The organism is Nocardioides sp. FY1077 (assembly GCF_058681775.1).
Map to the genome: position 1 here is coordinate 774,051 of NZ_JBZWDB010000001.1, position 25,096 is coordinate 799,146.

Below are 25,096 nucleotides of genomic sequence, written 5' to 3' on the forward strand. Positions count from 1 at the left end.
CGCGCGGGGCCCACCACGCGGGGCCCACCACGCGGGCGGCGCGGCGGCGGCGGCGTACCCGCTCCTAGGGTGGCTCGACGCCCCGACCCCCGAGGAGACCTCGTGACCGACGCCCCCACCGCCCCGCTCGCCGGACGCACGCTGCTGATGTCCGGCGGCAGCCGCGGGATCGGCCTGGCCATCGCGCTGCGCGCCGCCCGCGACGGCGCCAACGTGGTGATGCTGGCCAAGACCGACACCCCCGACCCGCGCCTCGACGGCACCGTGCACACCGCGGCGGCCGAGGTGGAGGCCGCCGGTGGTCAGGCCCTCGCGGTGGTGGGCGATGTCCGCAAGGAGGAGGACGTGCAGCGCGCCGTCGACCTCGCCGTGGAGCGCTTCGGCGGCATCGACGTGGTGGTCAACAACGCCTCCGCCATCGACCTGTCGTCGACGGCCGACATCGCGATGAAGAAGTACGACCTGATGATGTCGATCAACGCGCGCGGCACCTTCCTGCTGTCGAAGACCGCGCTGCCGTGGCTGGTGCGCTCCGAGCACGCCCACGTGCTGACCATGTCGCCGCCGCTCGACCTCGACCCGCGCTGGGCCGGGCAGTACCTCGCCTACACGATGGCGAAGTACTCGATGAGCCTGGTCACCCTCGGCCTCGCCGAGGAGCTGCGCGAGCAGGGCGTCGCCGCCAACTCGCTGTGGCCGCGCACCCTGATCGCCACCGCCGCGGTGCAGAACCTCCTCGGCGGGGCCGAGGCCGTCGCCAAGGCGCGCACCCCCGCCATCGTCGCGGACGCCGCCCACGTCATCCTGTCGCGCGACCCCCGCACCTGCACCGGGCACTTCTACCTCGACGACGAGGTGCTCGCCGAGGAGGGCGTCACCGACCTGTCGGGCTACCGCGCCGGCCCCGGCGACGGGCCCCTCGAGGCCGACCTCTTCCTCGACCCGCTGGACTGAGACCCGCTCCCTCGCTCCGGTTCCTGCGCGGGGTGGGGCCGAGCGTCATACGTCGCGTGGAGTCGCACCCACCATTCGTATGACGTACGGCCCGGCGCGCCGCCGGGCGGCCCCCGACGACCAGCACGGTCAGAGCGCCGCGGCGACCCGGGTGCCCTGCTCGATGGCGCGCTTCGCGTCGAGCTCGGCGGCGACGTCGGCGCCGCCGACGAGGTGGGCGGTGACACCGGCGGTGACCAGGTCGTCGTACAGGTCGCGCACCGACTCCTGCCCGGCGCAGAGCACGACGTGGTCGACGGCGAGCACGTGGTCGACGCCGTCGACGGCGTAGTGCAGACCGTCGTCGTCGACTCGGTCGTACGTCGCGCCGCTCACCAGCGTCACGCCCGACTGCTTGAGCACCGCGCGGTGGGCCCAGCCGGAGGTCTTGCCGAGGCCGGCGCCGATCGGGGTGGTCTTGCGCTGCAGCAGGGTCACCTCGCGCAGGGGCTCGCGCGGGGTGCGGTCGGTGAGGCCGCCGCGGTGCAGCGACGGGTCGCCGACGCCCCAGTGCGCCAGCCACGCGTCGAGGTCCTCCGTGGCGTCGTGGGCGGTCCCTGAGGAGGGAGCGGAGCGACCGTCTCGATGGGTCAGCCAGACGCTCACGTCGACGCCGATGCCGCCGGCCCCGACCACCGCCACCCGCCGCCCGGGCACGACGCGACCGGCCAGCACGTCGGCGTACGACACGACGCTCGGGTGGTCGATCCCGGCGAGGTCCGGCACCCGCGGGGTGACGCCGGTGGCGACCACGACCTCGTCGAAGCCGGCGAGGTCGGCCACGCCGGCGCGGGTCGAGAGGCGCACGTCGACGCCCAGGACCTCGAGGCGACGGCGGTAGTAGCGCAGCGTCTCGGCGAACTCCTCCTTGCCCGGCACCTCCATCGCCAGGCGGAACTGCCCGCCCAGCTCGCTGCCGGCCTCGAAGACGGTGACGGCGAGGCCGCGCTCGGCCGCCGAGACGGCCGTGGCCAGGCCCGCCGGCCCGGCGCCGACCACGGCCACCCTGGCGCGGCTGCGCGTCGGGGCGAGCACGAGCGTGGTCTCACGGCCGGCGCGCGGGTTGACCAGGCAGGAGGCGGGCTTGTTCTGGAAGGCGTGGTCGAGGCAGGCCTGGTTGCAGGCGATGCAGGTGTTGATCTCGTCGGCGCGGCCCTCGGCGGTCTTGCGGGCGAACGCGGGGTCGGCCAGCAGCGGGCGCGCCATCGACACGAGGTCGGCCTCGCCCGCGGCCAGCACCGCCTCGGCGAGGTCGGGGGTGTTGATCCGGTTGGAGGCGCACACCGGGACGTCGACCTCGGCCTTCAGCCGCGCGGTGAGTGAGCGCCAGGCGCCCCGCGGCACCTGCGTGATGATCGTCGGCACCCGCGCCTCGTGCCAGCCGATGCCGGTGTTCAGCACCGTCACCCCGGCCTCGACGAGGCGGTGGGCGAGCTCGACGGTCTCCTCCCACGACTGCCCGTCCTCGACCAGGTCGAGCAGCGAGATGCGGTAGAGGATCGGGAAGTCGTCGCCCACCACCTCACGGGCGCGCCGCACCACCTCCACCGGCAGCCGCATCCGCTTCTGTGCCGTCCCGCCCCACGCGTCGCTGCGGTCGTTGGTGCGCGCGGCGAGGAACTGGTTGAGCAGGTAGCCCTCCGAGCCCATCACCTCCACCGCGTCGTAGCCGGCCTCGCGGGCCAGGCCGATGCTGCGCGCGAAGTCGGAGGCGGTGCGGTCGACGGCGCGGCTCGACATCGCCGAGGGCCGGAACGGGGTGATCGGCGACTTGCGGCTCGACGCCGACACGCTGAACGGGTGGTAGCCGTAGCGCCCGGCGTGCAGCACCTGCAGCGCGATCGCACCGCCCTCGGCGTGCACCGCGCCGGTCACCGCGTGGTGGCGGCGGGCCTGGCGCCGCGTCGACAGCTCGGAGGCGAACGGCTTGAGCCAGCCGCGCCGGGAGGGGGCGTAGCCGCCGGTGACGATGAGCCCGGTGCCGCCGCGGGCGCGCTCGGCGAGGTACGCCGCCAGCGCCGGCAGGTCGCGCACGCGGTCCTCCAGGCCGGTGTGCATCGAGCCCATCACGATGCGGTTGCGCAGGGTGAGCGCGTCGGCCCCGGCGCCGAGCGTGAGCGGCGAGAGCAGCAGCGGGTGGTCGGTCATCGGGGCTCCTGGGGTGCGGCAGCGGTGGTCGTGTCGGTGGTCGTGTCGGTGCGGGGAGGGTCGGGGGCGGCGTCGTGCGCGGCGAGGTACTCCTCCAGCCACGACGTCCAGAACTCCTCGAGCCGCACCCCGCCGCGCAGCACCAGGTGCTGGTCGAGGGCCAGCCCGCCGTCGGCGTACCGGGTGTCCCGGCCGGCACGGGGGGCGAGGGCGCCCGGCGCGGACGGGTCGCCGTCGCGCTCGAGCAGGCGGCGGTAGTGGGCGAGGCGCAGGTGGTGGTCGGCGAGCTCGGCGCGCACGACGTCGAGCACGGCGGCGCGGTCGCCGAACGACGCCCCGCGCATGCGCACCGCGAGGCCCGAGCGCATCGGCTCGGGCTCCCCGGGACGGCCCAGCCAGTCGGCCAGCTCGGCGCGTCCGGACGCGGTGACGTCGTACACCTTCTTGTCGGGGCGCCCGACCTGCGCCACCTCGGTCACCGCCACCCAGCCGGCGGCCTCCATGCGGGCCAGCACGCGGTAGACCTGCTGGTGGGTGGCCGACCAGAAGTAGCCGATGGAGCGGGCGAAGCGGCGGGTGAGGTCGAGCCCGGAGGCCGGTTGCTCGCGCAGGGCGACCAGCAGTGCGTGCTCCAGGGCCATGCCGCCATCGTCACCCACCTATGCAACGAGTTGCAAGCCGCGCCCGACCCGGTGGCGGGTCTGGTCACCGGGACGGCGACCGCCGGCGTCCACGGGCGGTGCCGGTCGCCCGCGGGGTCTCGCGGCGCGGCCTACGATTCGCCCATGCTCCTGCGCTCGCTGGCCTCCGCCGCCGTCCTCCCGCCCCTGCTGGTGCTCACCGCGGCCTGCGCGCCGGTCGAGGACAGCGACACCGCGGGCGACCCGGCCCCCTCGACCGGAGAGTCGTCCGACGCCTCCGGCTCGGCCACGCCGGCCGCCGACGTCGACCCGGCGCAGTGCGCCGCCGAGGCCGGTCTCGTCGAGGACGGCACGCTCACCGTCGGCACCGACTCGCCGGCCTACGACCCCTGGTTCACCGAGAACGACCCGACGACCGGCGAGGGCTTCGAGTCGGCGGTGGCCTACGAGGTGGCCGACCGGCTCGGGTTCGCCGCCGACGAGGTCACCTGGCTCACGGTGCCGTTCAACACCTCCTACAAGCCGGGCCCCAAGGACTTCGACCTCGACATCAACCAGATCTCGATCACCCCGGCCCGCGCCGAGGTCGTCGACTTCTCGCAGGGCTACTACTCCGCCGCGCAGGCCGTCATCGCGCTCGAGGGCACCCCCGGCGCCGAGGCCGCCAGCCTGGAGGACCTGAAGGGGCTGCGCCTGGGCGCCCAGACCGGCACCACCTCGCTCACCGCGATCCGCGACGTGATCCAGCCTGAGACCGACGCCGTGGTCTTCGAGGACACCAACGCCGCCAAGCAGGCCCTGCAGAACGACCAGGTCGACGCCGTCCTCGCCGACCTGCCCACCGCCTTCTACATCTCCGCCGTGGAGATCCCCGGCAGCGTGCTCGTGGGGCAGTTCCAGCCCGAGACCGGCGAGCAGGAGGAGTTCGGCATGCTGTTCGAGAAGGGCAGCGCGCTCGTGCCCTGCGTCGACGCCGCGCTCACCGCGATGCGCGACGACGGCACCCTCGCCGACCTCGAGCAGCAGTGGCTCTCGGACGTCGTCGACGTGCCGCAGCTGCAGTGACGGCCACCCCGGCCACCCCCGCGACCCCGGCCACCCCCGCCGCCTGGACCCCCAGCGAGCGCGAGCTCGAGCGCCGCGCCGTGCGCCGGGGCGTGCGCCGGCGCTCGCTGGCCACGGCGACCACCGCGCTGCTCGTCGTCTTCGTGGGTCTCGGCGCCCTGCTGGTCACCTCGCCCGGGTGGGCGCGGGTGCGCGACTCGTTCTTCGACGGCTTCCACGCGGGGGCCTCGGTGGGCGACATCGCCGACGCGTTCTGGATCAACGTCACGATGTTCCTGGTCGCCGAGCCGATCATCCTGGTGCTCGGCCTGCTGATCGCGCTCGCCCGCGGCGCCCGGGCGCCGCTGCTGGCGCCGCTGCGGGTGCTCGCGGTGGCCTACACCGACGTGGTGCGCGGCGTGCCGACGCTGCTGCTGGTGCTGCTCATGGGCTTCGGCATGCCCGCGCTGCAGCTGCAGGGCCTGCCGAACAGCCCGTTCTTCTGGGCCACCACCGCGCTGGTGATCTCCTACAGCGCCTACGTCGCCGAGGTGTTCCGCTCCGGCATCGAGTCGATCCACCCCTCCCAGGTGGCCTCCGCCGAGGCGCTGGCGCTCTCGCGCGCGCAGACCCTGCGCTTCGTGGTGGTGCCGCAGGCCGTGCGCCGCGTCGTGCCGCCGCTGCTCAACGACTTCGTCTCGCTGCAGAAGGACACCGCCCTGGCCTCCACGATCGGTGTCTTCGAGGCGGTCTTCGTGGCCCGCGACTACACCAACTACAACTTCAACTACACGCCGTACGTCGTGGTCGCGGCGTTCTTCGTCGCCCTCACCATCCCGCTGGCGCGGCTCACCGACTGGCTGGGCCGCCGCTACGCCCGCCGCGAGCGGACCGGTGCCCTGTGAGCGCGCTGCTGCAGGCCTCGGGGCTGCGCAAGTCCTACGGCGACCGGGTCGTGCTGGCCGACGTGTCGCTGGAGGTGCAGCCGCACGACGTGATCTGCCTGATCGGCTCGTCGGGGTCGGGCAAGTCGACGCTGCTTCGCTGCCTCGACCTGCTCGAGGACGTCGACGACGGCACCATCGTCTTCGAGGGCCGCGAGGTCTCCGACCCCCTGGTCGACCCGCGCGAGGTGCGCCGCCGCATCGGGATGGTGTTCCAGGCCTACAACCTCTTCCCGCACCTGTCGGTGCTCGACAACTGCACGCTCGCCCCGCGGCGGGTGCACGGCGTGTCTCCCGCGGCGGCCGACGCGCGGGCGCGGGAGCTGCTGGCCCAGTTCGGGCTGGCCGACCACGCCGACAAGCACCCCGACAAGCTCTCGGGCGGTCAGCAGCAGCGGGCCGCGCTGGTGCGGGCGCTGTGCACGTCGCCCACGCTGCTGCTGCTCGACGAGATCACCGCCGCGCTCGACCCCGAGCTGGTCGGGGAGGTGCTGGCCATCGTGCGCGACCTCGCCGCGGCCGGCACCACCATGGTGCTCGCCACCCACGAGATGGCCTTCGCCCGCGAGGTCGCGACGTCGGTCTGCTTCCTGCACGAGGGCCGCATCCTCGAGCAGGGCCCGCCCGAGGAGATCTTCTCCGCCCCGCGCGAGCCGCGCACCCGCGAGTTCCTGCGGCGGGTCCTGCCCGGCTGACGCGTGGCGACGTCCCGACCGCGCGGCGACCGACCCCGACACGAGCGCCCAGCCGAGGCAATCGTGACACCACTACTGTCACGGTTAGGGCACAATGGCGGCCATGAGCTACGAGCTGGGGCAGGGGACGGGCCCGCTGAAGGGCGTCAAGGTCGTGGAGATCGCGGGCATCGGGCCGGGCCCGCACGCGTGCATGCTGCTGGCCGACCTGGGTGCCGACGTGGTGCGGGTCGAGCGTCCCGGGGGGTCGGCGATGAGCGGGGGCAGCCACGACCTGCTCAACCGCGGTCGTCCGAGCGTGGCGCTCGACCTGAAGAACCCCGAGGCCGTGCAGACGGTCCTCGACCTCGTCGAGGGCGCTGACGTGCTGGTCGAGGGGATGCGCCCGGGTGTCACCGAGCGGCTGGGGCTCGGCCCCGAGGAGTGCCGTGCGCGCAACCCGCGGCTGGTCTACGCCCGGATGACCGGCTGGGGCCAGGACGGGCCGCTGGCCCGCGCGGCCGGCCACGACATGAACTACGTCGCGGTCACCGGTGCGCTCTTCGGCCTCGGGCAGGACAAGGCGCGCCCGCACTTCCCGACCAACCTGCTCGGCGACTTCGGGGGTGGCTCGACGTACCTGGTGATCGGGATCCTGGCCGCGCTCCTCGAGGCGCGCGTGAGCGGCGAGGGCCAGGTGGTCGACGCGGCGATCGTCGACGGCACCGCCCACCTCAACGCGATGACCACCGCGTTCGTCGGCGCGGGCCTGTTCCGCGAGGAGCGCGCGGCCAACCTGCTCGACGGCGGCGTCCCGTTCTACGACGTCTACGAGACCTCCGACGGGCGCCACCTGAGCGTCGGCGCCCTCGAGCCGCAGTTCTTCGCCGAGCTGGTGCGCCTGCTCGGGGTCGCCGACCGGTGCCCCGGGCAGGGCGAGCCCGAGCGGTACGACGAGATGCGGGCGCTCTTCGCCGAGACCTTCCGCGGTCGCACCCAGGCCGAGTGGGTGGAGCTCTTCGAGGGCACCGACGCCTGCGTCGCCGGGATCATCCCGCTCACCGAGGCCAAGGACCACCCCCACCTCGCCGCCCGCGGCACGCTGGTGGAGCGCGACGGCCGCCTGCAGCCGGCCCCAGCGCCCCGCTTCTCCCGCACGGAGGCGACCCTGTCCACCCCGCCGCCCGACGCGGCCGGCCGGCACACCCGTGACGCGCTCACCGCCTGGGGCGTCGCCGACGTCGACGGGCTGCTCGCCCGGGGCGTCGCGGTGCAGGCCGACTGACACCGGCGCGGCGCCGACCGGCACACTGGCGCGGTGCTCCCCTTCCTCTTCCTCGGCACCCGCGCGGAGGACCTCGCCGCCGACGGGGAGTACGACGCCGTCCTGCGCTGCACCGGGCTCGACGAGCGCGACGTGCGCCGGGTGCGCCTGGAGCGCGACGGCCTGGCCGAGGCCCTCGGTGGCCCGCTGCGCCTCGACGACTGGTCGGGCATCGTGCTGGGCGGCGGACCGTTCAACGTCTCCGACCCCGCCGCAGCGAAGGGCGCCACCCAGCGCCGGGTCGAGGCCGAGCTGCACGACCTCGCGCTGCGGGTGGTCGCCGCCGACCACCCGTTCCTCGGCGCCTGCTACGGCATCGGCACCCTCGGCGTCCTGCGGAGCGGCGTCGTCGACCGCACCCACGCCGAGCCCATCGGCGCCACCACGATCACCCTGACCGACGCCGGGCGCGCCGACCCGCTCACCGGCGTCCTGCCGACCTCCTTCGACGCCTTCCTCGGCCACCAGGAGGCGGTGTCGCGGCTCCCCGACGGGGCCGTGCTGCTGGCCGGCTCGCCCGGCTGCCCGGTGCAGGCCTTCCGCCTCGGCGAGCGCGTGTGGGCCACCCAGTTCCATCCCGAGCTCGACGTCGAGGGCATCTGCACCCGCATCGACGTGTACGCCGACCACGGGTACTTCGAGCCCGGGGGAGCCGCCGCCCTGCAGGCCGCCGCCCGCACCGCCGTGGTCACCGAGCCGGCCCGGATGCTGGCCCGGTTCGTCGAGCTCGCCGCCCGCTGAGCGCGGTTCCCCGGCGGTGCCGCGCCCGGCGGGGTTACCGTCGGCCATGAGCATCACCGCCGCCCGCGGCCGTCGCCGCGCCGCCCGCCTCGTCGTCCTCCCCGCCCTGCTGGCCGGTGCCCTCGCCGTCGGGGCCTCCGCGGCCCCGGCCCGGGCGCCCGGGGAGCCGCGGGTGCCGACCGAGGTGGTGCGCGCCGAGCGCTTCTACCCCGCCGGGCCCAGCGCGGTGTACGGCAGCGACTTCGGCTCGATCGGCGGCGTCCGCGCGGTGCCGGTCACGGTGCCCGACACGTCCGACACGGGCGCAGCGGGCGACACGTGGTCGGCCGTGGTCACCGTGTCGATGCAGTACGTCGCGCGCGGTGAGGGTCCGTTCACCCTCTCGCTCGGGGTGGACGACGCCGACGACGGCGGCACCGGGCCCGGCGACGGCGACGACGGCGGCTCCGACGTGACGGTGCGCCCCGGCGACACCCGGCTGGGCGCCACGGGGGGCTCGCCCACGACCACGACGGCGCGGTTCCTGGTGCCGGAGCTGGTCGGCGGCACGACGTACCGGTTCACGCCCTCGGTCAACGCGGCGATGTCCGACGCCGGGCCCAACCTCGTGCGCACCCGTGCGGTGCTGGTGACCGTCGAGCTCGCCGCGCGCTGACCTGCGCCCACCCCCTCGCCCACCCCCTGACCCACCGGCGCGACCTGGCCGCGCCGCCGGCCCTCGGCACCAAGGGGTGATCACGGGCACCGGTGCACAGTGGTGCACTGGGGGGGTACCCCAGGGAACAACCGACACGAAGGAGACGACCATGGGCATCGGCGACAAGATCAGCAACAAGGGCGAGAACCTCGGCGGCAAGGCCAAGGAGTCCACCGGCAAGGCGACCGGCGACGAGCACCTCGAGGCCGAGGGCAAGGGCGACCAGGCCTCCGCCGGCCTCAAGGACGGCGTCGAGAAGCTCAAGGACGCCGGCAAGGACATCAAGGGCGCCGCCAAGAAGTGACCGCGCCGTGCGCCGGGTGACCAGGCGCACACCCCGCCGGGGCACCGGCGAATCGAGATCACCGGGCTGCACCCCTAGAGTGGGGTGCAGCCCGGTTCGTCTTGCCTCGGGCTCCGCCGGACCGACGTACCACCGCACCACCAGGTCCGCGCGCCGCCTCCGCCGGAGGCACCCCGCTCCTCTCGCCCGTCTCCGGGCCAGTCGTGCAGCCATCATCATGGCGAGACACGCCAACAGTGAGTGACTACTTCTGTGTCTGACGCAACTCCCTCTGCCCGCACGCCCCGCACCGCCGGCTTCGCCGAGCTGGGTGTGCCCGCCGACCTCGTCGCGATCCTCGCGGCCACCGGCATCACCTCCCCGACCCCGATCCAGGCCGCCACGCTGCCCGACTCCCTCGCGGGTCGCGACGTGCTCGGCCGTGGCCGCACGGGCTCGGGCAAGACCTACGCCTTCCTGCTCCCGCTGGTCGCCCGCCTCGTCGCCTCGTCGATGCCCGCCACCCCGCGCCGTCCGCGCGCGCTGGTGCTGGCCCCGACCCGCGAGCTGGTCAACCAGATCCACGACGCCCTCAAGCCGCTGGCCAAGGCCGCGGGCCTGACCACGCAGACCGTGTACGGCGGCGTGGGCCAGACCCCGCAGGTCACCGGCCTGCGCAAGGGCGCCGACATCGTGCTGGCCTGCCCCGGCCGGCTCGAGGACCTGATCTCGCAGAAGCACTGCGACCTCGGCGCCGTCGAGGTGACGATCCTCGACGAGGCCGACCACATGGCCGACCTGGGCTTCCTGCCCGCCGTGCGCCGGATCCTGTCGCAGACCCCGGCCTCCGGCCAGCGGCTGCTGTTCTCGGCCACGCTGGACAACGCCATCGACACCCTGGTGAAGAAGTTCCTCACCAACCCGGTGACCCACCAGGCCGACTCCGCGCAGTCGCCGGTCTCGACGATGGACCACCACGTCCTGCACGTCGCCCGCGAGCAGCGGGTGCCGGTGCTGGCCGACCTGGCCAGCGCGCCTGGCCGCACCGTGGTCTTCACCCGCACCAAGCACGGCGCCAAGGCGCTCACCCGCCAGCTCAACAAGCTGGGTGTGCCCGCCGTCGAGCTGCACGGCAACCTCAGCCAGAACGCGCGGGTGCGCAACATGGACGCCTTCCACGCCGGCAAGGCCAGCACCCTGGTCGCGACCGACATCGCCGCGCGCGGCATCCACGTCGACGACGTGGCCCTCGTCGTGCACGCCGACCCGCCGGCCGAGCACAAGGCCTACCTGCACCGCTCCGGGCGCACCGCCCGCGCCGGTGCCGCCGGCACCGTCATCACGCTGATGACCGCCGAGCAGGTGCGCGACGTGCGCGACCTGACCCGCGCGGCCGGCATCAAGCCCACGATCACCAAGGTCGAGGGCACCGCCAACCCGATCCTCGTGCAGCTCGCCCCCGGCGAGCGGGTGCTGGTGCCCGGTGGCCTCGCGGTCGCCGAGGTGCCGTCCTCGGGCGGCTCGGGCTCCGGCTCGCGCCCGGCCGGCGGCGGCGGCGGACGTCGCCGCTCCGGCGGTGGCTCGGGCGGGTCGGGCGGCTCGCGCGGCGCGGCCGGCTCCGGCTCCTCGCGCCAGGGCCAGTCCGGCCGCAGCGCGTCGGGTCGCGGCGGCCAGCCCGCCGCCGGCGGCTCGACGTCCGGCGGTCAGCGCTCGGGCTCCGGGCGTCGCTCGAGCGGCTCCCGTGCGGGCTCCGCCACGGGCGGGTCCGGCAGCGGCAGCCACAGCGCCTCCACCTTCAGCTCCCGTAGGGGCTGACCGTAAGGTCGTGGGCGTGAGCCCGGTGCGTGAGTTCGTCAGGCGTTCGTTGTGGGACGTCGTCCCTCGCGACCACCGGGACACCCCCGCGGCGCTGCGGCGCCGCCAGGTGGTCACGGCCGTCTTCGTGGTCATCGGGGCGGTGGTGCTCGGCTTCTCGCTGCGCATCGAGCCCGGCAGCGGCTGGTTCTACGTCTCGACGGTCGTGCTGGCCCTGGTGTGGATCGTGGGCGCGTTCGTCTCCGGTCCGCTCCACCTGGGCCGGATCGGCAACCCCGAGAACCCCCGACGCCCGGTGGTGTCGCCGATCCTGCTGGGCGCGGCGATGGTGGCGGTGTTCGTGGTCGGCGCGATCGCCATCCGCGAGATCCCGCTGGCCGACCCGCTGGTGCGCCAGATCCAGTCGGTCCTCGACTACACCGTCGAGGGCCCCTGGCCGCTGCTGCTGTTCGTCACCGCTCTCAACGGCGTGGCCGAGGAGCTGTTCTTCCGCGGGGGTGCGTACGCCGCCACGCCGCGCTACCCCGTGCCGATCACCACGGTCGCCTACACCGTGGCCACGCTGGCCACCGGCAACGTGATGCTGACCTTCGCCGCCGTGCTGCTCGGCGTCGTGGTCGGCCTGCAGCGCCGCGCCTCCGGCGGCATCCTCGCCCCGATCCTGACCCACCTCACGTGGTCGGTCTCGATGCTGTTCCTGCTGCCGCTGATCTTCCTCTGAGCCGATCGCTCGCTCGGTCGCGCGGCGCGGGTGCGGGGCGGGACGTCATGCGTTGTGTGGAGTCGCCCCCACGATGCGCATGACGCTCCGGCCCCGGCCCCGGCCCCGGCCCCGGCCCGGCGGCGCGGCGCGGGTCAGGCCTTGGAGTCCTCGGCGACGGCGCGGCGCACGGCCTCGGCGTAGCTGAGGGGCTCGCCGGGCACGACGTCGCGGATGGCGTAGTCGGTCTGCAGCACCTCGGTGCCCATGGAGTCGATGAGGTTGGCCGCGGTGGTGGTGTTGACGCCGGTGACCAGGCGGATCCACCACGACGACAGGTACGGCGTCCCGACCGGCAGCTGCACGATGGGGATGTTGCGGCCCAGGATCTCCTTGGCCGCGCCCCGCATCATGCCGACGTAGCTGAGCTGGTCGGCGCCGCCGACCTCGAAGACGCGTCCCTTGGCCTCGTCGTTGCCGGTGACGCCGACGAGGTAGCGGATGACGTCGTCGACGGCGATCGGCTGGGTGCGGGTGGCGGCCCACCGCGGCACGACCATCGCCGGGAGGTTCTTGACCAGGCCGCGGGTCATCTCCCACGAGACGCCGCCGGCGCCGACGACGATCGCCGCGCGCAGCACGGTGACCGGGACGCCGGAGTCGCCCAGCAGCTTCTCCACCTCGCGGCGCGAGCGCAGGTGGGGCGAGAGCACGTCCTCGTCCTTGCCGAGCCCGCCCATGTAGACGATCTGGTCGACGCCGCTGGCGGCCGCGGCCAGGCCGAACGCGGTGGCGGCCTCGGCGTCCTTGCGCTCGAAGTCGCTGTCGTCGAGGGAGTGCACCAGGTAGATGGCCACGTCGACGCCGGAGAGCGGCTCGGCGAGGGTGCCCGGGTCGCTGACGTCGCCGTACACCGCCTCGCCGGGGCCGTCGTAGCCGTCGGGGTGGCGCGTCATCGCCTTGACGTGGTGGCCGGCGTCGGCGAGGGCGGGCACCAGGCGCTTGCCGATGAACCCGGTCGCTCCGGTGACCAGCACGGTGAGACTCATGTCGCCAGGGTAGGGGGTGCCTCCGCGCCCGGCCTCACCCTCGCGGCGACCGGGCTCAGCCCTGCGCCCGCCGGGCCCGCCGGGCGATGCGCTCGCGCTTGGCCTCGTCCATCGCCTGCTCGTAGGCCGACACCAGTCCGGCGATCGAGAGCGGCTTGAGCCGTTCCACGACCTCACGGATGGTCTCGGGGGAGGCGCCGGCCTCCTTGTACGCCGGCCACACCATCGTGGTGAAGACCTCGTTCAGCTCCTCGGCCAGCTGCCGCCCGTGGCGGGCGTAGACCTGGGCCGAGGCCACCGCGGCCTCGGTCGGGAAGCCGAGGTCGAGCAGGCTGAGCCCCACCGGCAGCTGGGTGAGCGCCACGGCGTACCGCCCGCCGCGCAGGGGGCGGGCGATCCCGAGGGCGGCCAGCGTCGACAGGTCGTCCTCGGAGATCTCGCGCCCGGCGCGGGTGGCGAGCTCGGCGACGGTGAGCTCCTCCGGCACGTCGGCCTGCCACGGCGCCAGCATCGTGCGGTGCAGGGCGATGTCCTCGGGGGTGGCGTCGGTCGGGATGGCGGCGACGTAGCGCTCGATGGCCGAGAGGGTGAACCCGTGGCCCTGCAGCTCGGCGACCAGCTCGAGGCGGGCGACGTGGTCGGGGGTGTAGTAGCCCGAGCGGCCGCGGCGGATCGGCGGCGGCACCAGGCCCTTGGTCGTGTAGAAGCGCACGTTGCGCACGCTGATGCCGGCGCGCTGGGTGAGCTCGTCGAGGGTCATCAGGTCCTTCACCGACGCCGTCGGGTCGTTCGGGGTCTCCCTGCGGGGCTCCGTCACGCTGCTCCTCCTCCCCGGCGCCGTGCCGGCGCGGCCGCACCCATCCTGCCGGTGTGGCCACCGACACACCCCGGCGGCGCGCACGGCGTCCCGGATCGCTTGACGACCATGACAGCAACAATGTCACAATCGAGGCCGCAACCGAGGACACAGACACCGCACTACGAGGGACGGTCATGGCAGAGGCATTCGTGTACGACCACATCCGCACGCCGCGCGGCAAGGGCAAGGCGGCGGGCGCGCTGCACGAGGTGAAGCCGGTCGACCTCGTCGTCGGGCTCCTCGACGAGCTCACCGTCCGCAACCCCGGGCTGGACCCGCACCGCGTCGACGACGTCGTGCTCGGCGTCGTCACGCCCGTGGGTGAGCAGGGCGGCGACATCGCCAAGACCGCCGCGCTCAAGGCCGGCTACCCCGACACCGTGGCCGGGGTGCAGCTCAACCGCTTCTGCGCCTCCGGCCTCGAGGCCGTCAACCAGGCGGCGGGCCGCATCCGCGGCGGCATGGAGGACCTGATCCTCGCCGGCGGCGTCGAGTCGATGAGCAACGCCCCGATGGGCTCCGACGGCGGCCCCTGGGCCCAGGACCCGGCGACCGCGCTCGCCACCGGCTTCGTGCCGCAAGGCATCGGCGCCGACCTGATCGCCACCCTCGGCGGCTGGCGCCGCGAGGACGTCGACGCGTTCGCCGCCGAGTCGCACCACCGCGCCGCCAAGGCGTGGGCCAACGGCTACTTCGCCGACTCCGTCGTCCCGGTGAAGGACCAGAACGGCCTCACCGTGCTCGACCACGACGAGCTGATCCGCCCCGACACCAGCGTCGAGGGCCTCGCCGGGCTCAAGCCCAGCTTCGCGCAGATGGGTCGCGACGCCGGCTTCGACGACGTGGCGCTCGAGAAGTACCACTGGGTCGAGAAGATCGACCACGTGCACCACGCCGGCAACTCCTCCGGCATCGTCGACGGCGCCGCGCTGATGGCGATCGGCACCGAGCAGGTCGGCACCGACCTCGGGCTGACCCCGCGTGCCCGCATCGTGTCGATGGCCGTCTCCGGTGCCGACCCGACCATCATGCTCACCGGTCCTGCCCCGGCCGCCCGCAAGGCGCTGGGCAAGGCCGGGCTCGAGGTCGGCGACATCGACCTGTTCGAGATCAACGAGGCCTTCGCGGCCGTGGCCATGCGGTTCATGCGCGACATGGGCATCAGCGACGAGATCACCAACGTCAACGGCGGCGCCATCGCCATGGGACACCCCCTCGGCGCCACCGGCGCGATGATCCTCGGCAGCCTCATCGACGAGCTGGCCCGCCGCGACCTGCGCCGCGGCCTCGCCACGCTCTGCGTCGGCGGCGGCATGGGCATCGCCACGATCGTCGAGCTGGTGTGAGCCAGGCGCGAGCAGCCACCAGCTGAAGGTGGTCGAGCGCGACACGGCCGAGCGACGCCGTGACCCGCGCGCCGAGACCAGGTGACGTGCCCGCCCGACCGGGCCACCCAGGCGCCGCCCCGGACCAGCCCCGCGGGGCCGCGCCCGCCGTACCCACTGACCTCCACGAACAGGACCACACGATGAGCACCACCACCCACGAGCAGCAGACCGCCGTCCGCTACGACAAGGACGCCGACGGCATCGTCACCCTGACCCTGGACGACCCCAACCAGTCGGCCAACACTATGAACGAGCTCTACAGCGCCTCGATGCGCGCCGTCGTCGACCGCCTCGAGGACGAGATCGCCGCCGACCCCGACTCCGTCACCGGCGTCGTCGTGGCCAGCGCCAAGAAGACGTTCTTCGCCGGCGGCGACCTCAAGGGCATGGTGAAGGCCGGCCCCGACGACGCCGCCGACGTGTTCGCGATGGCCGAGGGCGTCAAGGCCCCCCTGCGTCGCCTCGAGAAGCTGCCCCGTCCCGTCGTCGCCGCCGTCGGTGGCGCCGCGCTCGGCGGCGGCTTCGAGATCTGCCTGGCCACCAACCACCGCATCGTCGTCGACGACCCGAAGGTGGCGCTGGGCCTGCCCGAGTCGTCGCTGGGCCTGCTGCCCGGCGGGGGCGGCGTGACCCGCGTCGTGCGGCTCCTGGGGCTCCAGGAGGCGCTGATGGACGTGCTGCTGGCCGGCACCCAGTTCACGCCCGCCCAGGCGCTGGAGAAGGGCCTGGTCGACGAGCTGGTCGCCACCCGCGACGAGCTCGTGCCGGCCGCGAAGGCGTGGATCAAGGCCCACCCCGAGGCCACCCAGAACCCGTGGGACGCCCCCGGCTACAAGATGCCCGGCGGCAACCCGAAGGGCCCGGCGCTCGGGGCGTTCCTGCCGGCGTTCCCGGCGCTGCTGCGCAAGCAGACCAAGGGCGCGGTCTACCCCGCCGCCCGGGCGATCCTCTCGGCCGCCGTCGAGGGCGCGATGCGCGACTTCGACACCGCCTCGCGCATCGAGTCGCGCTACCTGACCAAGCTGATCACCGAGCAGGGCTCGAAGAACATGATCCAGGCGTTCTTCTTCGACCTGCAGGCCATCAAGTCGGGCTCGCTGCGTCCCCAGGGCGTCGAGCCGTGGAAGGCCACCAAGGTCGGCGTGCTCGGCGCCGGCATGATGGGAGCCGGCATCGCCTACTCCTGTGCCCGCGCGGGCATGGAGGTCGTGCTCAAGGACGTCTCCGACGAGAACGCCGCCAAGGGCAAGGCCTACTCCGAGAACCTCCTCGACAAGGCCATCTCCCGGGGCAAGAGCACCGAGGAGAAGAAGGCCGAGCTGCTCGGCCGGATCACCGCCACCGGCGACCCCGCCGACCTCGCCGGCTGCGACCTGGTCATCGAGGCCGTCTTCGAGGACCCCTCGCTGAAGGCCAAGGTGTTCGCCGAGGTGGCGCCGTACGTCGACGCCGACGCGCTGCTGTGCTCCAACACCTCCACCCTGCCGATCACCGAGCTGGCCCAGGGCGTCGACCGCCCCGCCGACTTCATCGGCCTGCACTTCTTCAGCCCCGTCGACAAGATGCCGTTGGTCGAGATCATCCGCGGCGCGGAGACCTCCGACGTGGCGCTGGCCAAGGCCTACGACGTGGTGCAGCAGATCCGCAAGACGCCGATCGTGGTCAACGACAGCCGCGGCTTCTACACCTCGCGGGTCATCGGGTTCTTCGTCAACGAGGGCCTCGCGATGCTCGCCGAGGGCGCCCACCCGGTCTCGCTCGAGCGCGCCGCCACGCAGGCCGGCTACCCGGTCGGCCCGCTGCAGCTCACCGACGAGCTCAACATGGAGCTGATGGCCAAGATCGAGAAGGCCACCCGCGAGGCCGGCGAGCGCGACGGCACGCCGTACGCCACCCACCCCGGCACCGCCGTCGTGCAGCGGATGCTCGGCCTCGAGCGCCCCTCGCGGCTCAAGGGCGCCGGGTTCTACGAGTACGCCGACGGCAAGCGCCAGGGTCTCTGGTCCGGGCTCGCCGGAGAGTTCCCGGTCGCCGAGGAGCAGATCCCGTTCGTCGACATGAAGGAGCGGATGCTCTTCGCCGAGGCGCTCGAGACCGCGAAGTGCTTCGAGGAGGGCGTGATCACCTCGGCCGCCGCGGCCAACATCGGCTCGATCATGGGCATCGGCTTCCCGCCGATGACCGGCGGCGCCGCGCAGTACATGACCGGCTACCAGGCCGCCGACGGCGAGATCGGCCTCGCCGCCTTCGTCCGTCGCGCCGACGAGCTCGCCGCCGCCTACGGCGACCGCTTCGCCCCCACGCCGTACCTGCGGGCCATGGCCGAGCGGGGCGAGTCGTTCCCGGTGTGAGGTGGTGAGGGTTTCACCGGATATCCGGTGAAACCCTCGGTCGTCGGCCGAAGCCTCGGTCGACAACCAAGGGTTCGGGTCGACAACCCCCGGCCGACGGGTGGGCGGGGCGGGTCTGCGGGTTTCACCAGCCGGCTGGCGAAACCCGCACCTGTCGGCCGACGCACGGGCCGACAGGTGCGGGTGCGGGCCGACAGGTGGGACGCCTGGGGTCGGCCGCCCCCCACACCGACCGGCCCAGCGGTGCGACCGGCCGACGAGCCGCGCCCGAGCCGTACGACGGGCGCAGGACGGCACGAGCGCCTGACCGGACGCGCGCCTGCCGCACGACCGGCACCGAGTCCTCCGATCGGGGGACCCGGTGGCGCGTCCGGGTCATTGTGGCCGTGACCCGTCGCGCGGGGGCGCGCGGCGGGCGAGGATGGCGCGGTGACGACCCCTCCGCCCGCTGTCGACGTTCGCGGCCTGCACGTGCGCTTCGGCGAGGTGGAGGCCGTGGCCGGTGTCGACCTGCAGGCCCACGCCGGGCGGGCGACCGCGCTGCTGGGCCGCAACGGCGCCGGCAAGTCCACGACCATGCGGGTGCTGGCGGGGGTGGTGCCGCCGACCGCCGGCACGGTGCTGGTGGCCGGCCACGACGTGCGCCGCGACCCGCTGCGCGTCAAGCAGGCGGTGGGCTACTGCCCCGACGTCGGCGGACTGGTGCCGCGGGCGACGCCGTGGGAGCACCTGCAGCTCTCCGCGCGGCTGCGCCGCCTCGACCGCACCTGGCGCGACCGTCCCGGCGGGTGGGAGCGCCGCGGGCGCGACCTGCTGGAGCGCTTCGAGCTCGGTGACGCCGCCCACCGGGTCACGGCGGGCTTCTCCCACGGCATGGGACGCCGGCTGTCGGTGGTGCTCGCCGCGCTGCACGAGCCCGACGTCCTGCTCCTCGACGAGCCGTTCGACGGCGTCGACCCGATCGGGGTGGAGGCCACCCTCGAGGTGGTCGCCGACGCCCGCGCCCGTGGCGCCTGCGTGCTGGTCTCGACCCACCTGCGCGAGCTGGCCATCGAGGCCTGCTCCACCGTCACGGTGCTGCGCGGCGGCGCCCAGGTGGCCACCCTCGCCGCCCAGGAGATGGTGGGGGAGGACGGCGCACGTGCCTACCGCGGTCTCCTCGACTGAGCCGGCGCCCGCCCCCCGCCGCGACCGGGTCGCGCCGGCCGGCGTCCTGGCCGACGTGCTGGCCGACGCCGGGCGTGCCGTGGTCGACACCGGGGTGCTGCTGCGCTTCCGGCGGGCCGGCGTACGACGCCGCGGCGTCCTCGCCGCGCTGGTGGCCCTGCTCGTCGGCGTGACGGTGGCGGCCGCGGTGGTGCCGGCGTTCGTGCCGGGCGCCGGGGACACCGACGGCGGCGCCTTCGACGCGCTGCTGCTGCTGCCCACCGCGATGACCGGCTTCCTGGCGCTGGCCCTGGTCTCGGCGGTGGCCTCCGGCGGCGGGCGCGAGCTGCTGGCGCGCGAGCCCGCCGCGGTGCACCCCGTCAGCCCCACCACCGACCACCTCGGCGCGCTCGCGCTGGCGCCGCTCAACATCGCCTGGCTGCTGCAGGCCTGGACCCTCCTGGGCGCCACGGCCTTCGCGCTCGGACCCGACCGGGTGGCCGCCGCCCAGGCCGGCATGGTGCTGTGGCTCGCCGCCGCGACCGCCCTGGCCCAGGTGGTGGCCTGGACCCTCGAGGGCGTACGACGCACCCGTCACGGCATCGCGGTGGTGCGCACCCTCACCCTCGCCGCGGTGGTCGCCGCCGTGGTGCTGCAGGCCACCGGTCGACTGGTGGCGGCGCTCGACCGGGTGCCGACCGTCGAGGTGCTCGCCGGGCTCGTCGACGGCGTCTCGCTGCGCTGGGCGGTGACCCTGCTGGCGCTCCTGGGGCTGCTGGTCGGTGCGGTCGCCGTCGGCGCCGTGCCGGCGCACCTCGCGGCGCGGCTGCTGCCGCGCGACGAGTCCGACGTGGAGACCGACCACCACGCCGTGCGCCGGCTCCCGCGCTCGGCGTTCGCCGCGCTGGTGCGCACCGACCGCGCCTCGGTGTGGCGGGCGGTGCCGATGCGGCGGGGACTGCTGGTGCTGGCCGTCGGCCCCGGGCTGGTGGCCCTGCTGGGCGACCTGCCGTGGAGCACGATGACGGTGCTGCCCGGGCTGGTCGCCTCCGGCGGGGCTCTGCTCTTCGGCGTCAACGCGTGGTGCCTCGACGGTCGCGGCGGACGCTGGCGCGAGAGCCTCCCCGTCGACCCCGCCACCGTCTTCGCCGCGCGGGCGTGGGTGCTGGCGGAGTTCCTGCTGGTGGCCTCGCTGCTCACCATGGCCATCGCCGCCGTGCGCGCCGGCGTGCCGACCCCGCCCGAGCTCGCCGCGCTGGCGGCGTCGGTGGTGGTGGTGACCGTGCAGGTCGTCGCGGCCGCGATGCGCTGGTCGGCGGCCCACCCCCACGCCGTCGACCTGCGCTCGGCGCGCGCCACCCCCGCCCCGCCGCTCGGCATGGTCGGCTACTCCACCCGCCTCGCGGTCAGCACCACCGTCACCGGCCTGGTCTTCTCCGGCCTGGCCCGCACCGAGGGCGTCGGCGTGCCGCTGCTGTGCGCCGTGCCGTTCCTGGCGTGGTCGTCGGGGCGGCTGCTGCGCACCCGGCGCCGCTGGCTCGACCCCGTCGACCGGGCCCGCGTCGTCCTCACCGTGACCGCCTGACCGGCTCCGGGTTCGCCGGGGCCGCCGGGTCCGCCGGCGGAGGGGGCGTTGCGTCATACGAGTCGTGGAGTCGCATCCACGGTTCGTATGACGTCCGCCCGCGGGGCGGGGGCGGTGGGCCGAGCGTCATACGGAGGGTGGAGTCGCATGCACGATCCGTATGACGTCCGACCGCGGGGCGGGGCGGGGCGGGGCGACCGCGGGGCGGGGGCGGGGGGGGCCGAGCGTCACACGAAGGGTGGAGCCGCATCCACGATTCGTATGACGTCCACCCCCGGACCCCCAGACCCCCAGACCCCCAGCCGCCCAGACCCCAGACCCCAGGCCACCGACCACCCGACGGCCCCGCCACGAGGCACGCGGCGACCACCACGAGGACCCTGAGACGGCGGTCACGCGGCAGGTCCTAGGGTGCGAGGCATGGACTTCTCCCCGTCCCCCCGCGCCGCCGACCTGACCGCCCGGGTGGCGGCCTTCATCGCCGAGGAGGTGGCGCCGGTCGAGCCGGCGTACCACGCCGAGCTGGCCCGGCGCCGCGCCGACAGCACCGGCCCCAGCCCCTGGGAGCCGCAGCCGGTGCTCGAGGAGCTCAAGGCGAAGGCGCGGGCCCGCGGCCTGTGGAACCTGTTCCTGCCCAAGGAGCACGCCGGCGAGTACGCCGCCCGCTTCGGCACCGACGGCGGCGAGGGCCTCACCAACGTCGACTACGCCCCGATCGCGGAGCTGACCGGGCGCAGCGCGATCGCCCCGCTGGTGCTGAACTGCAACGCCCCCGACACCGGCAACATGGAGGTGCTGCTGCGCTACGGCACCCCCGCCCAGCGCGAGCGTTGGCTGGAGCCGCTGCTCGACGGGCGCATCCGCTCGGCGTTCACGATGACCGAGCCGGGCGTGGCCTCCTCCGACGCCACCACGATGGAGGCGACCGCGGTCGTCGACGGCGACGAGGTGGTGGTCAACGGCCGCAAGTGGTGGTCGACCGGGGTGGGCCACCCCGACTGCGAGATCTTCGTGTTCATGGGGCTCACCGACCTCCCGGAGAACCAGCAGAGCGTCGACCGCCACCACCGCCACTCGATGGTGCTGGTGCCGCGCGACACCCCCGGGGTGCGGATCGAGCGGATGCTCAGCACGATGGGGCTCCACGACGAGCCGCTGGGGCACGGCGAGGTGTCGTTCGCCGACGTGCGGGTGCCGGTGACCAACATCCTCAGCGGCCCCGGGGAGGCCTTCGCCATCGCCCAGGGCCGTCTCGGCCCGGGCCGGGTGCACCACTGCATGCGCCTGATCGGGCTGGCCGAGATGGCGCTCGAGCTGGCGTGTCGCCGCGGCCTGGAGCGGGAGGCGTTCGGCAAGCCGCTGGCCAACCTCGGCGGCAACCGCGAGCGCATCGCCGACGCCCGCATCGCGATCAGCTCCGCGCGGCTGCTCGTGCTCGACGCCGCCTGGAAGCTCGACGTCGGCGGGCCGATGAACGCGCTGTCGGAGGTCTCCCAGATCAAGGTGGCGGTGCCGAGCATGGCCCAGCAGGTCATCGACATGGCCATGCAGCTGCACGGCGGTGGCGGGCTCTCCGACGACCACCCGCTGTCGGCGGCCTGGACGTCGGCACGCGCGCTGCGCCTGGCCGACGGCCCCGACGAGGTGCACCGCGGCGTCGTGGCGCGCCTCGAGCTCGGCCGCTACGGGGCGCGCCGGTGACGACCCCGCAGACGACCCCGCGGACGACCCCGGGCCACGGCCCCCTCGACCAGCCGCGCCGGGTGCTGGTCACCGGCGCCGCCTCCGGGCTCGGGGCGGCGCTGTCCGACGCCCTCGAGGCCGGCGGCCACCGCGTCCTGCGCACCGACCTGCGCGCCCCCGAGGGCGGCCTGGCCCTCGACATCACCTCCGACGAGCAGTGGGCCGACGCGGTCGTCGAGGTGGAGCGGCGCTGGGGCGGGCTCGACGTGCTGGTCAACAACGCCGGCGTGGCCGGCGGTGGGCGCCTCGACGTGGCGACCGTCGACGAGTGGCACTGGATCTTCGAGGTCAACCTGTTCGGCGCGGTGCGCGGCACCCGCGCGGTGGTGCCGCTGCTGAAGCGCCAGGGCTCCGGCGCGATCGTCAACGTGGCGTCGCTGGCCGGGCTGGTGCACCCGGCCGGGATGGCGTCGTACAACGCCGTGAAGGCCGCGGTCGTGGCGCTCACCGAGACCACCGGGCACGAGCTGGCCGCCCACGGCGTGACGGCCCACGCGGTGTGCCCGTCGTACTTCCGCACCAACCTGATGGACTCCCTGCAGGGCGCCGACGCCGCCCTCGGCGCCACCATGGCGCGACTGGTCGAGCGATCGACGACCACCGCGGCCGACATCGCCGCGGCGGTCGTCGAGGGCCTCGCGCGCGGCGACGAGCTGATCGTGCCCGACCAGCCCGCCCGCGACGCGTGGGCGCTCAAGCAGCACGACCGCGCGGCCTACGACCAGGTGATGCGCGCCCAGGCCGCCAAGCTCGAGAGGAACGCACCGTGACCGCACACCCCGAGGCCGACGGCAACCCCGCGAAGGCGCTGCGCGCGGAGGACTCCTTCGACGTCGCCGCGCTGGAGGCCTGGCTGGGGCGCGGCCCGGTGGCCGAGGTGCGCCAGTTCCGCGGCGGTGCGTCCAACCTCACCTACCTGCTGCGCATGGAGCAGGGCCCCGACCTGATCCTGCGCCGGCCGCCGGCGGGGCGGAAGGCGAAGGGCGCCCACGACATGGGCCGCGAGCACCGCATCCAGGCCGCGCTCGCCCCGGTGTTCCCCTACATCGCCCCGCAGCTCGGCCACTGCGACGACGAGTCGGTGATCGGCTCGGAGTTCTACGTCATGGAGCGCCTCGACGGCACGATCCTGCGCCAGGACTTCCCCGAGTCGATGCAGCCGGTGACGCCTGCGACGGCCGAGGCGCTGTGCGAACGGTTCCTCGACGTGCTGGTCACCCTGCACGGCATCGACGTCGACGCCGTGCCGGAGCTGGCCGCGCTGAGCCGCGGCGAGGGGTACGTCGCGCGGCAGGTCTCGGGCTGGACGCGCCGACTGGGCGACGCCCGCACTGACGACACCGGCGACTGGTCGGACCTGACCGGCTGGCTCGACGCCCACCAGCCCGCCGACACCGGCCGGGTGCTGATCCACAACGACTTCCGCTTCGACAACCTCGTGCTCGGGGCCGACCTCGACGTCGTCGGGGTCCTCGACTGGGAGCTGGCCACCGTCGGCGACCCGCTGATGGACCTCTCCTGCACCTCCGCCTACTGGGTGCAGGCCGACGACGACGAGCTGTTCCAGCTGTTCCGCCGCCAGCCCACCACGACCCCCGGCATGTGGACCCGTGCCGAGCTGGCCCGCCGCTACTGCGAGCGCACCGGCCTCGACCTCACGCCGACCGCGTGGACGTTCTACGAGGTCTTCGGCCTGTTCCGCCTCGCCGTGATCGCCCAGCAGATCTGGTACCGCTACGTCCACGGCCAGACCACCAACGAGTCTTACGCCGTCTACGGCCAGGTCGTGCCCTACCTCGAGGCGCGCTGCCGCCGCCTCGTCGCCGAGGCCTGATGGGGGTCCTGCTGCTGGTGCGCCACGGGCAGGCCAGCTTCGGCGCCGACGACTACGACGTGCTCTCGCCGACCGGCTGGGAGCAGGGCCGCCTGCTCGGTGCGTGGCTGGCCGCCCACGACGTACGACCCACGCGGCTGGTGCGGGGCGCGATGCGCCGCCACCGCGAGACCCTGGAGGCCGTGTCGCAGGCCGCGGGGTGGGCCGATCTGTCGGCGGACGTCGACCCCGGGTGGGACGAGTTCGACCACCTCGGCGTCCTGGGCGCCCACCCCGAGCTGCTCGGTCCCGACACCCTCGACGACCGGCGCGCGTTCCAGCGGGCCTTCGAGGAGGCCACCCGGCGTTGGACGGCGGGCGAGCCCGGTGCCGGCGGTGCGGCGTACCCCGAGTCGTGGCACGACTTCACCGCCCGGGTACGGGCCTCCCTGGACGCCGCGGCGCGCGCCTCGGGCCGGGGCGGCACCACCGTGGTGGTCACCTCGGGCGGGGTGGTGGCCGCGGTGGCCGCCGCGCTGCTCGACCCCGACGAGGACGACGCCGCGCGGGTCGCGCGGTCGTGGAGCCGGCTGAACACGGTGTGCGTCAACACCGGCGTGACCCGCGTCGTCGTCGGCTCCACCGGCGCGCGCCTGCTCACCTTCAACGAGCACCCGCACGTCGCGGGCGAGGCGCTGACCTACCGGTGAGCACCGACCCCCTGCTGTCGGTGCTGGCCAGCACGCTGGCCCGCGTGCTGCTGGGCGGGTTCCTCGTCGTCGCCGGGGTCGCCCACCTCGTCGACGTCGACGCCTTCCTGGCGCAGGTGCCGCCGTGGTTCCCGGCACGGGAGACCACCGTCGTGGTCTCCGGCGTGGTCGAGATCGTGCTCGGCACCGCGCTGCTGCTCACCCGCGGACGCTGGCGCGCCCGGGTCGGCCTGGCCGTCGCGGCGCTGCTGGTGGCGGTGTTCCCGGGCAACGTCAGCCAGTACGTCACCGGCACCGACGGGTTCACCCTCGACACCGACCGCGCCCGGCTGGTGCGGCTGTTCTTCCAGCCGGTGCTGGTCGCGTGGGCGCTGTGGTGCTCGGGGGCGTGGGACCTGCTGCGCGACGTCCTCGCGCGCCGCCGCCGTGGGCGCTGAGCCGGGCTGAC

Annotated in this window: 23 protein-coding genes; 19 read left to right on the top strand and 4 right to left on the bottom strand. The window is 74.5% G+C overall.

What is annotated here, in order from left to right:
* Positions 1-102: 102 nt before the first annotated feature.
* Positions 103-954 carry an SDR family oxidoreductase gene (locus tag AC4OR8_RS03635; RefSeq protein ID WP_492164206.1) on the top strand — a complete coding sequence of 284 codons (852 nt, stop codon included), beginning with the start codon at positions 103-105 and terminating at the stop codon, positions 952-954.
* A gap of 129 nt (positions 955-1,083) precedes the next feature.
* On the opposite strand, the gene AC4OR8_RS03640 is transcribed toward AC4OR8_RS03635, so the two are convergent.
* On the bottom strand, positions 1,084-3,141 hold the full coding sequence (locus tag AC4OR8_RS03640; RefSeq protein WP_492164207.1) for an oxidoreductase: 2,058 nt from the start codon (positions 3,139-3,141) through the stop codon (positions 1,084-1,086).
* Positions 3,138-3,782, bottom strand: coding sequence for a PadR family transcriptional regulator (locus AC4OR8_RS03645; protein ID WP_492164208.1), 645 nt, complete (start codon positions 3,780-3,782; stop codon positions 3,138-3,140). The genes AC4OR8_RS03640 and AC4OR8_RS03645 overlap by 4 nt, the downstream gene beginning before the upstream one ends.
* Positions 3,783-3,926: 144 nt before the next feature.
* Here AC4OR8_RS03645 and AC4OR8_RS03650 point away from each other — a divergent pair, with 144 nt between their 5' ends.
* The 9 genes from AC4OR8_RS03650 to AC4OR8_RS03690 all read left to right on the top strand — a co-directional run bounded on the left by AC4OR8_RS03650 (position 3,927) and on the right by AC4OR8_RS03690 (position 12,025).
* Complete coding sequence (locus AC4OR8_RS03650; RefSeq protein WP_492164209.1) at positions 3,927-4,847, top strand: ABC transporter substrate-binding protein; 921 nt, start codon at positions 3,927-3,929, stop codon at positions 4,845-4,847.
* Complete coding sequence (locus tag AC4OR8_RS03655; RefSeq protein WP_492164210.1) at positions 4,844-5,731, top strand: amino acid ABC transporter permease; 888 nt, start codon at positions 4,844-4,846, stop codon at positions 5,729-5,731. The genes AC4OR8_RS03650 and AC4OR8_RS03655 overlap by 4 nt, the downstream gene beginning before the upstream one ends.
* Complete coding sequence (locus tag AC4OR8_RS03660; protein ID WP_492164211.1) at positions 5,728-6,465, top strand: amino acid ABC transporter ATP-binding protein; 738 nt, start codon at positions 5,728-5,730, stop codon at positions 6,463-6,465. Before AC4OR8_RS03655 ends, AC4OR8_RS03660 begins: the two co-directional genes overlap by 4 nt.
* A 103-nt stretch (positions 6,466-6,568) precedes the next feature.
* Positions 6,569-7,729 carry a CaiB/BaiF CoA transferase family protein gene (locus tag AC4OR8_RS03665; protein ID WP_492164212.1) on the top strand — a complete coding sequence of 387 codons (1,161 nt, stop codon included), beginning with the start codon at positions 6,569-6,571 and terminating at the stop codon, positions 7,727-7,729.
* 33 nt (positions 7,730-7,762) lie between these two features.
* Positions 7,763-8,509, top strand: coding sequence for a glutamine amidotransferase (locus tag AC4OR8_RS03670; protein WP_492164213.1), 747 nt, complete (start codon positions 7,763-7,765; stop codon positions 8,507-8,509).
* 46 nt (positions 8,510-8,555) lie between these two features.
* The gene (locus AC4OR8_RS03675) at positions 8,556-9,164 is read left to right on the top strand and encodes a hypothetical protein (RefSeq protein WP_492164214.1); all 609 of its coding nucleotides are present in this window, start codon (positions 8,556-8,558) and stop codon (positions 9,162-9,164) included.
* A gap of 151 nt (positions 9,165-9,315) precedes the next feature.
* On the top strand, positions 9,316-9,510 hold the full coding sequence (locus AC4OR8_RS03680) for a CsbD family protein (RefSeq protein WP_492164215.1): 195 nt from the start codon (positions 9,316-9,318) through the stop codon (positions 9,508-9,510).
* Between the two features lie 252 nt (positions 9,511-9,762).
* The gene (locus tag AC4OR8_RS03685; RefSeq protein WP_492164216.1) at positions 9,763-11,304 is read left to right on the top strand and encodes a DEAD/DEAH box helicase; all 1,542 of its coding nucleotides are present in this window, start codon (positions 9,763-9,765) and stop codon (positions 11,302-11,304) included.
* Between the two features lie 16 nt (positions 11,305-11,320).
* Positions 11,321-12,025 (top strand): CPBP family intramembrane glutamic endopeptidase, encoded by a 705-nt coding sequence (locus AC4OR8_RS03690; protein WP_492164217.1) that lies wholly within the window; start codon positions 11,321-11,323, stop codon positions 12,023-12,025.
* A gap of 134 nt (positions 12,026-12,159) precedes the next feature.
* Here the strand turns inward: AC4OR8_RS03690 and AC4OR8_RS03695 are convergent, their stop codons facing one another.
* A complete protein-coding gene (locus AC4OR8_RS03695; RefSeq protein WP_492164218.1) occupies positions 12,160-13,053 on the bottom strand; it encodes an NAD(P)H-binding protein in 894 nt (297 codons plus the stop codon).
* Between the two features lie 55 nt (positions 13,054-13,108).
* Entirely contained in the window at positions 13,109-13,870 is a 762-nt protein-coding gene (locus tag AC4OR8_RS03700; RefSeq protein ID WP_492164219.1) for a MerR family transcriptional regulator, read from the bottom strand.
* 176 nt (positions 13,871-14,046) lie between these two features.
* Between AC4OR8_RS03700 and AC4OR8_RS03705 the strand changes: the two genes are divergently transcribed.
* From AC4OR8_RS03705 to AC4OR8_RS03745, 9 genes are all read left to right on the top strand, one after another.
* The gene (locus tag AC4OR8_RS03705; protein WP_492164220.1) at positions 14,047-15,258 is read left to right on the top strand and encodes an acetyl-CoA C-acetyltransferase; all 1,212 of its coding nucleotides are present in this window, start codon (positions 14,047-14,049) and stop codon (positions 15,256-15,258) included.
* Positions 15,259-15,440: 182 nt separating this feature from the next.
* Positions 15,441-17,651, top strand: a complete 2,211-nt coding sequence (locus AC4OR8_RS03710) for a 3-hydroxyacyl-CoA dehydrogenase NAD-binding domain-containing protein (protein ID WP_492164221.1) — start codon at positions 15,441-15,443, stop codon at positions 17,649-17,651.
* A 429-nt stretch (positions 17,652-18,080) separates the two neighbouring features.
* The gene (locus AC4OR8_RS03715) at positions 18,081-18,818 is read left to right on the top strand and encodes an ABC transporter ATP-binding protein (protein ID WP_492164222.1); all 738 of its coding nucleotides are present in this window, start codon (positions 18,081-18,083) and stop codon (positions 18,816-18,818) included.
* Positions 18,793-20,382: a hypothetical protein gene (locus AC4OR8_RS03720; protein WP_492164223.1), complete on the top strand. Its 1,590-nt coding sequence runs from the start codon at positions 18,793-18,795 to the stop codon at positions 20,380-20,382. The genes AC4OR8_RS03715 and AC4OR8_RS03720 overlap by 26 nt, the downstream gene beginning before the upstream one ends.
* Before the next feature lie 420 nt (positions 20,383-20,802).
* Positions 20,803-22,083 (top strand): acyl-CoA dehydrogenase family protein, encoded by a 1,281-nt coding sequence (locus AC4OR8_RS03725; protein WP_492164224.1) that lies wholly within the window; start codon positions 20,803-20,805, stop codon positions 22,081-22,083.
* On the top strand, positions 22,080-22,895 hold the full coding sequence (locus AC4OR8_RS03730) for an SDR family NAD(P)-dependent oxidoreductase (RefSeq protein WP_492164225.1): 816 nt from the start codon (positions 22,080-22,082) through the stop codon (positions 22,893-22,895). Before AC4OR8_RS03725 ends, AC4OR8_RS03730 begins: the two co-directional genes overlap by 4 nt.
* On the top strand, positions 22,892-23,959 hold the full coding sequence (locus AC4OR8_RS03735; protein ID WP_492164226.1) for a phosphotransferase family protein: 1,068 nt from the start codon (positions 22,892-22,894) through the stop codon (positions 23,957-23,959). Before AC4OR8_RS03730 ends, AC4OR8_RS03735 begins: the two co-directional genes overlap by 4 nt.
* Positions 23,959-24,648, top strand: a complete 690-nt coding sequence (locus AC4OR8_RS03740; RefSeq protein WP_492164227.1) for a histidine phosphatase family protein — start codon at positions 23,959-23,961, stop codon at positions 24,646-24,648. The genes AC4OR8_RS03735 and AC4OR8_RS03740 overlap by 1 nt, the downstream gene beginning before the upstream one ends.
* The gene (locus AC4OR8_RS03745; RefSeq protein ID WP_492164228.1) at positions 24,645-25,085 is read left to right on the top strand and encodes a DoxX family protein; all 441 of its coding nucleotides are present in this window, start codon (positions 24,645-24,647) and stop codon (positions 25,083-25,085) included. Before AC4OR8_RS03740 ends, AC4OR8_RS03745 begins: the two co-directional genes overlap by 4 nt.
* Positions 25,086-25,096 lie beyond the last annotated feature (11 nt).

Excerpts from the sequence above, each read along its gene's own strand:
- AC4OR8_RS03705 (WP_492164220.1), top strand. The coding sequence starts at position 14,047 with ATGGCAGAGGCATTCGTGTACGACCACATCCGCACGCCGCGCGGCAAG.
- AC4OR8_RS03665 (WP_492164212.1), top strand. The coding sequence starts at position 6,569 with ATGAGCTACGAGCTGGGGCAGGGGACGGGCCCGCTGAAGGGCGTCAAG.
- AC4OR8_RS03640 (WP_492164207.1), bottom strand. The coding sequence starts at position 3,141 with ATGACCGACCACCCGCTGCTGCTCTCGCCGCTCACGCTCGGCGCCGGG.
- AC4OR8_RS03710 (WP_492164221.1), top strand. The coding sequence starts at position 15,441 with ATGAGCACCACCACCCACGAGCAGCAGACCGCCGTCCGCTACGACAAG.
- AC4OR8_RS03680 (WP_492164215.1), top strand. The coding sequence starts at position 9,316 with ATGGGCATCGGCGACAAGATCAGCAACAAGGGCGAGAACCTCGGCGGC.
- AC4OR8_RS03725 (WP_492164224.1), top strand. The coding sequence starts at position 20,803 with ATGGACTTCTCCCCGTCCCCCCGCGCCGCCGACCTGACCGCCCGGGTG.
- AC4OR8_RS03695 (WP_492164218.1), bottom strand. The coding sequence starts at position 13,053 with ATGAGTCTCACCGTGCTGGTCACCGGAGCGACCGGGTTCATCGGCAAG.
- AC4OR8_RS03740 (WP_492164227.1), top strand. The coding sequence starts at position 23,959 with ATGGGGGTCCTGCTGCTGGTGCGCCACGGGCAGGCCAGCTTCGGCGCC.
- AC4OR8_RS03645 (WP_492164208.1), bottom strand. The coding sequence starts at position 3,782 with ATGGCCCTGGAGCACGCACTGCTGGTCGCCCTGCGCGAGCAACCGGCC.
- AC4OR8_RS03650 (WP_492164209.1), top strand. The coding sequence starts at position 3,927 with ATGCTCCTGCGCTCGCTGGCCTCCGCCGCCGTCCTCCCGCCCCTGCTG.
- AC4OR8_RS03675 (WP_492164214.1), top strand. The coding sequence starts at position 8,556 with ATGAGCATCACCGCCGCCCGCGGCCGTCGCCGCGCCGCCCGCCTCGTC.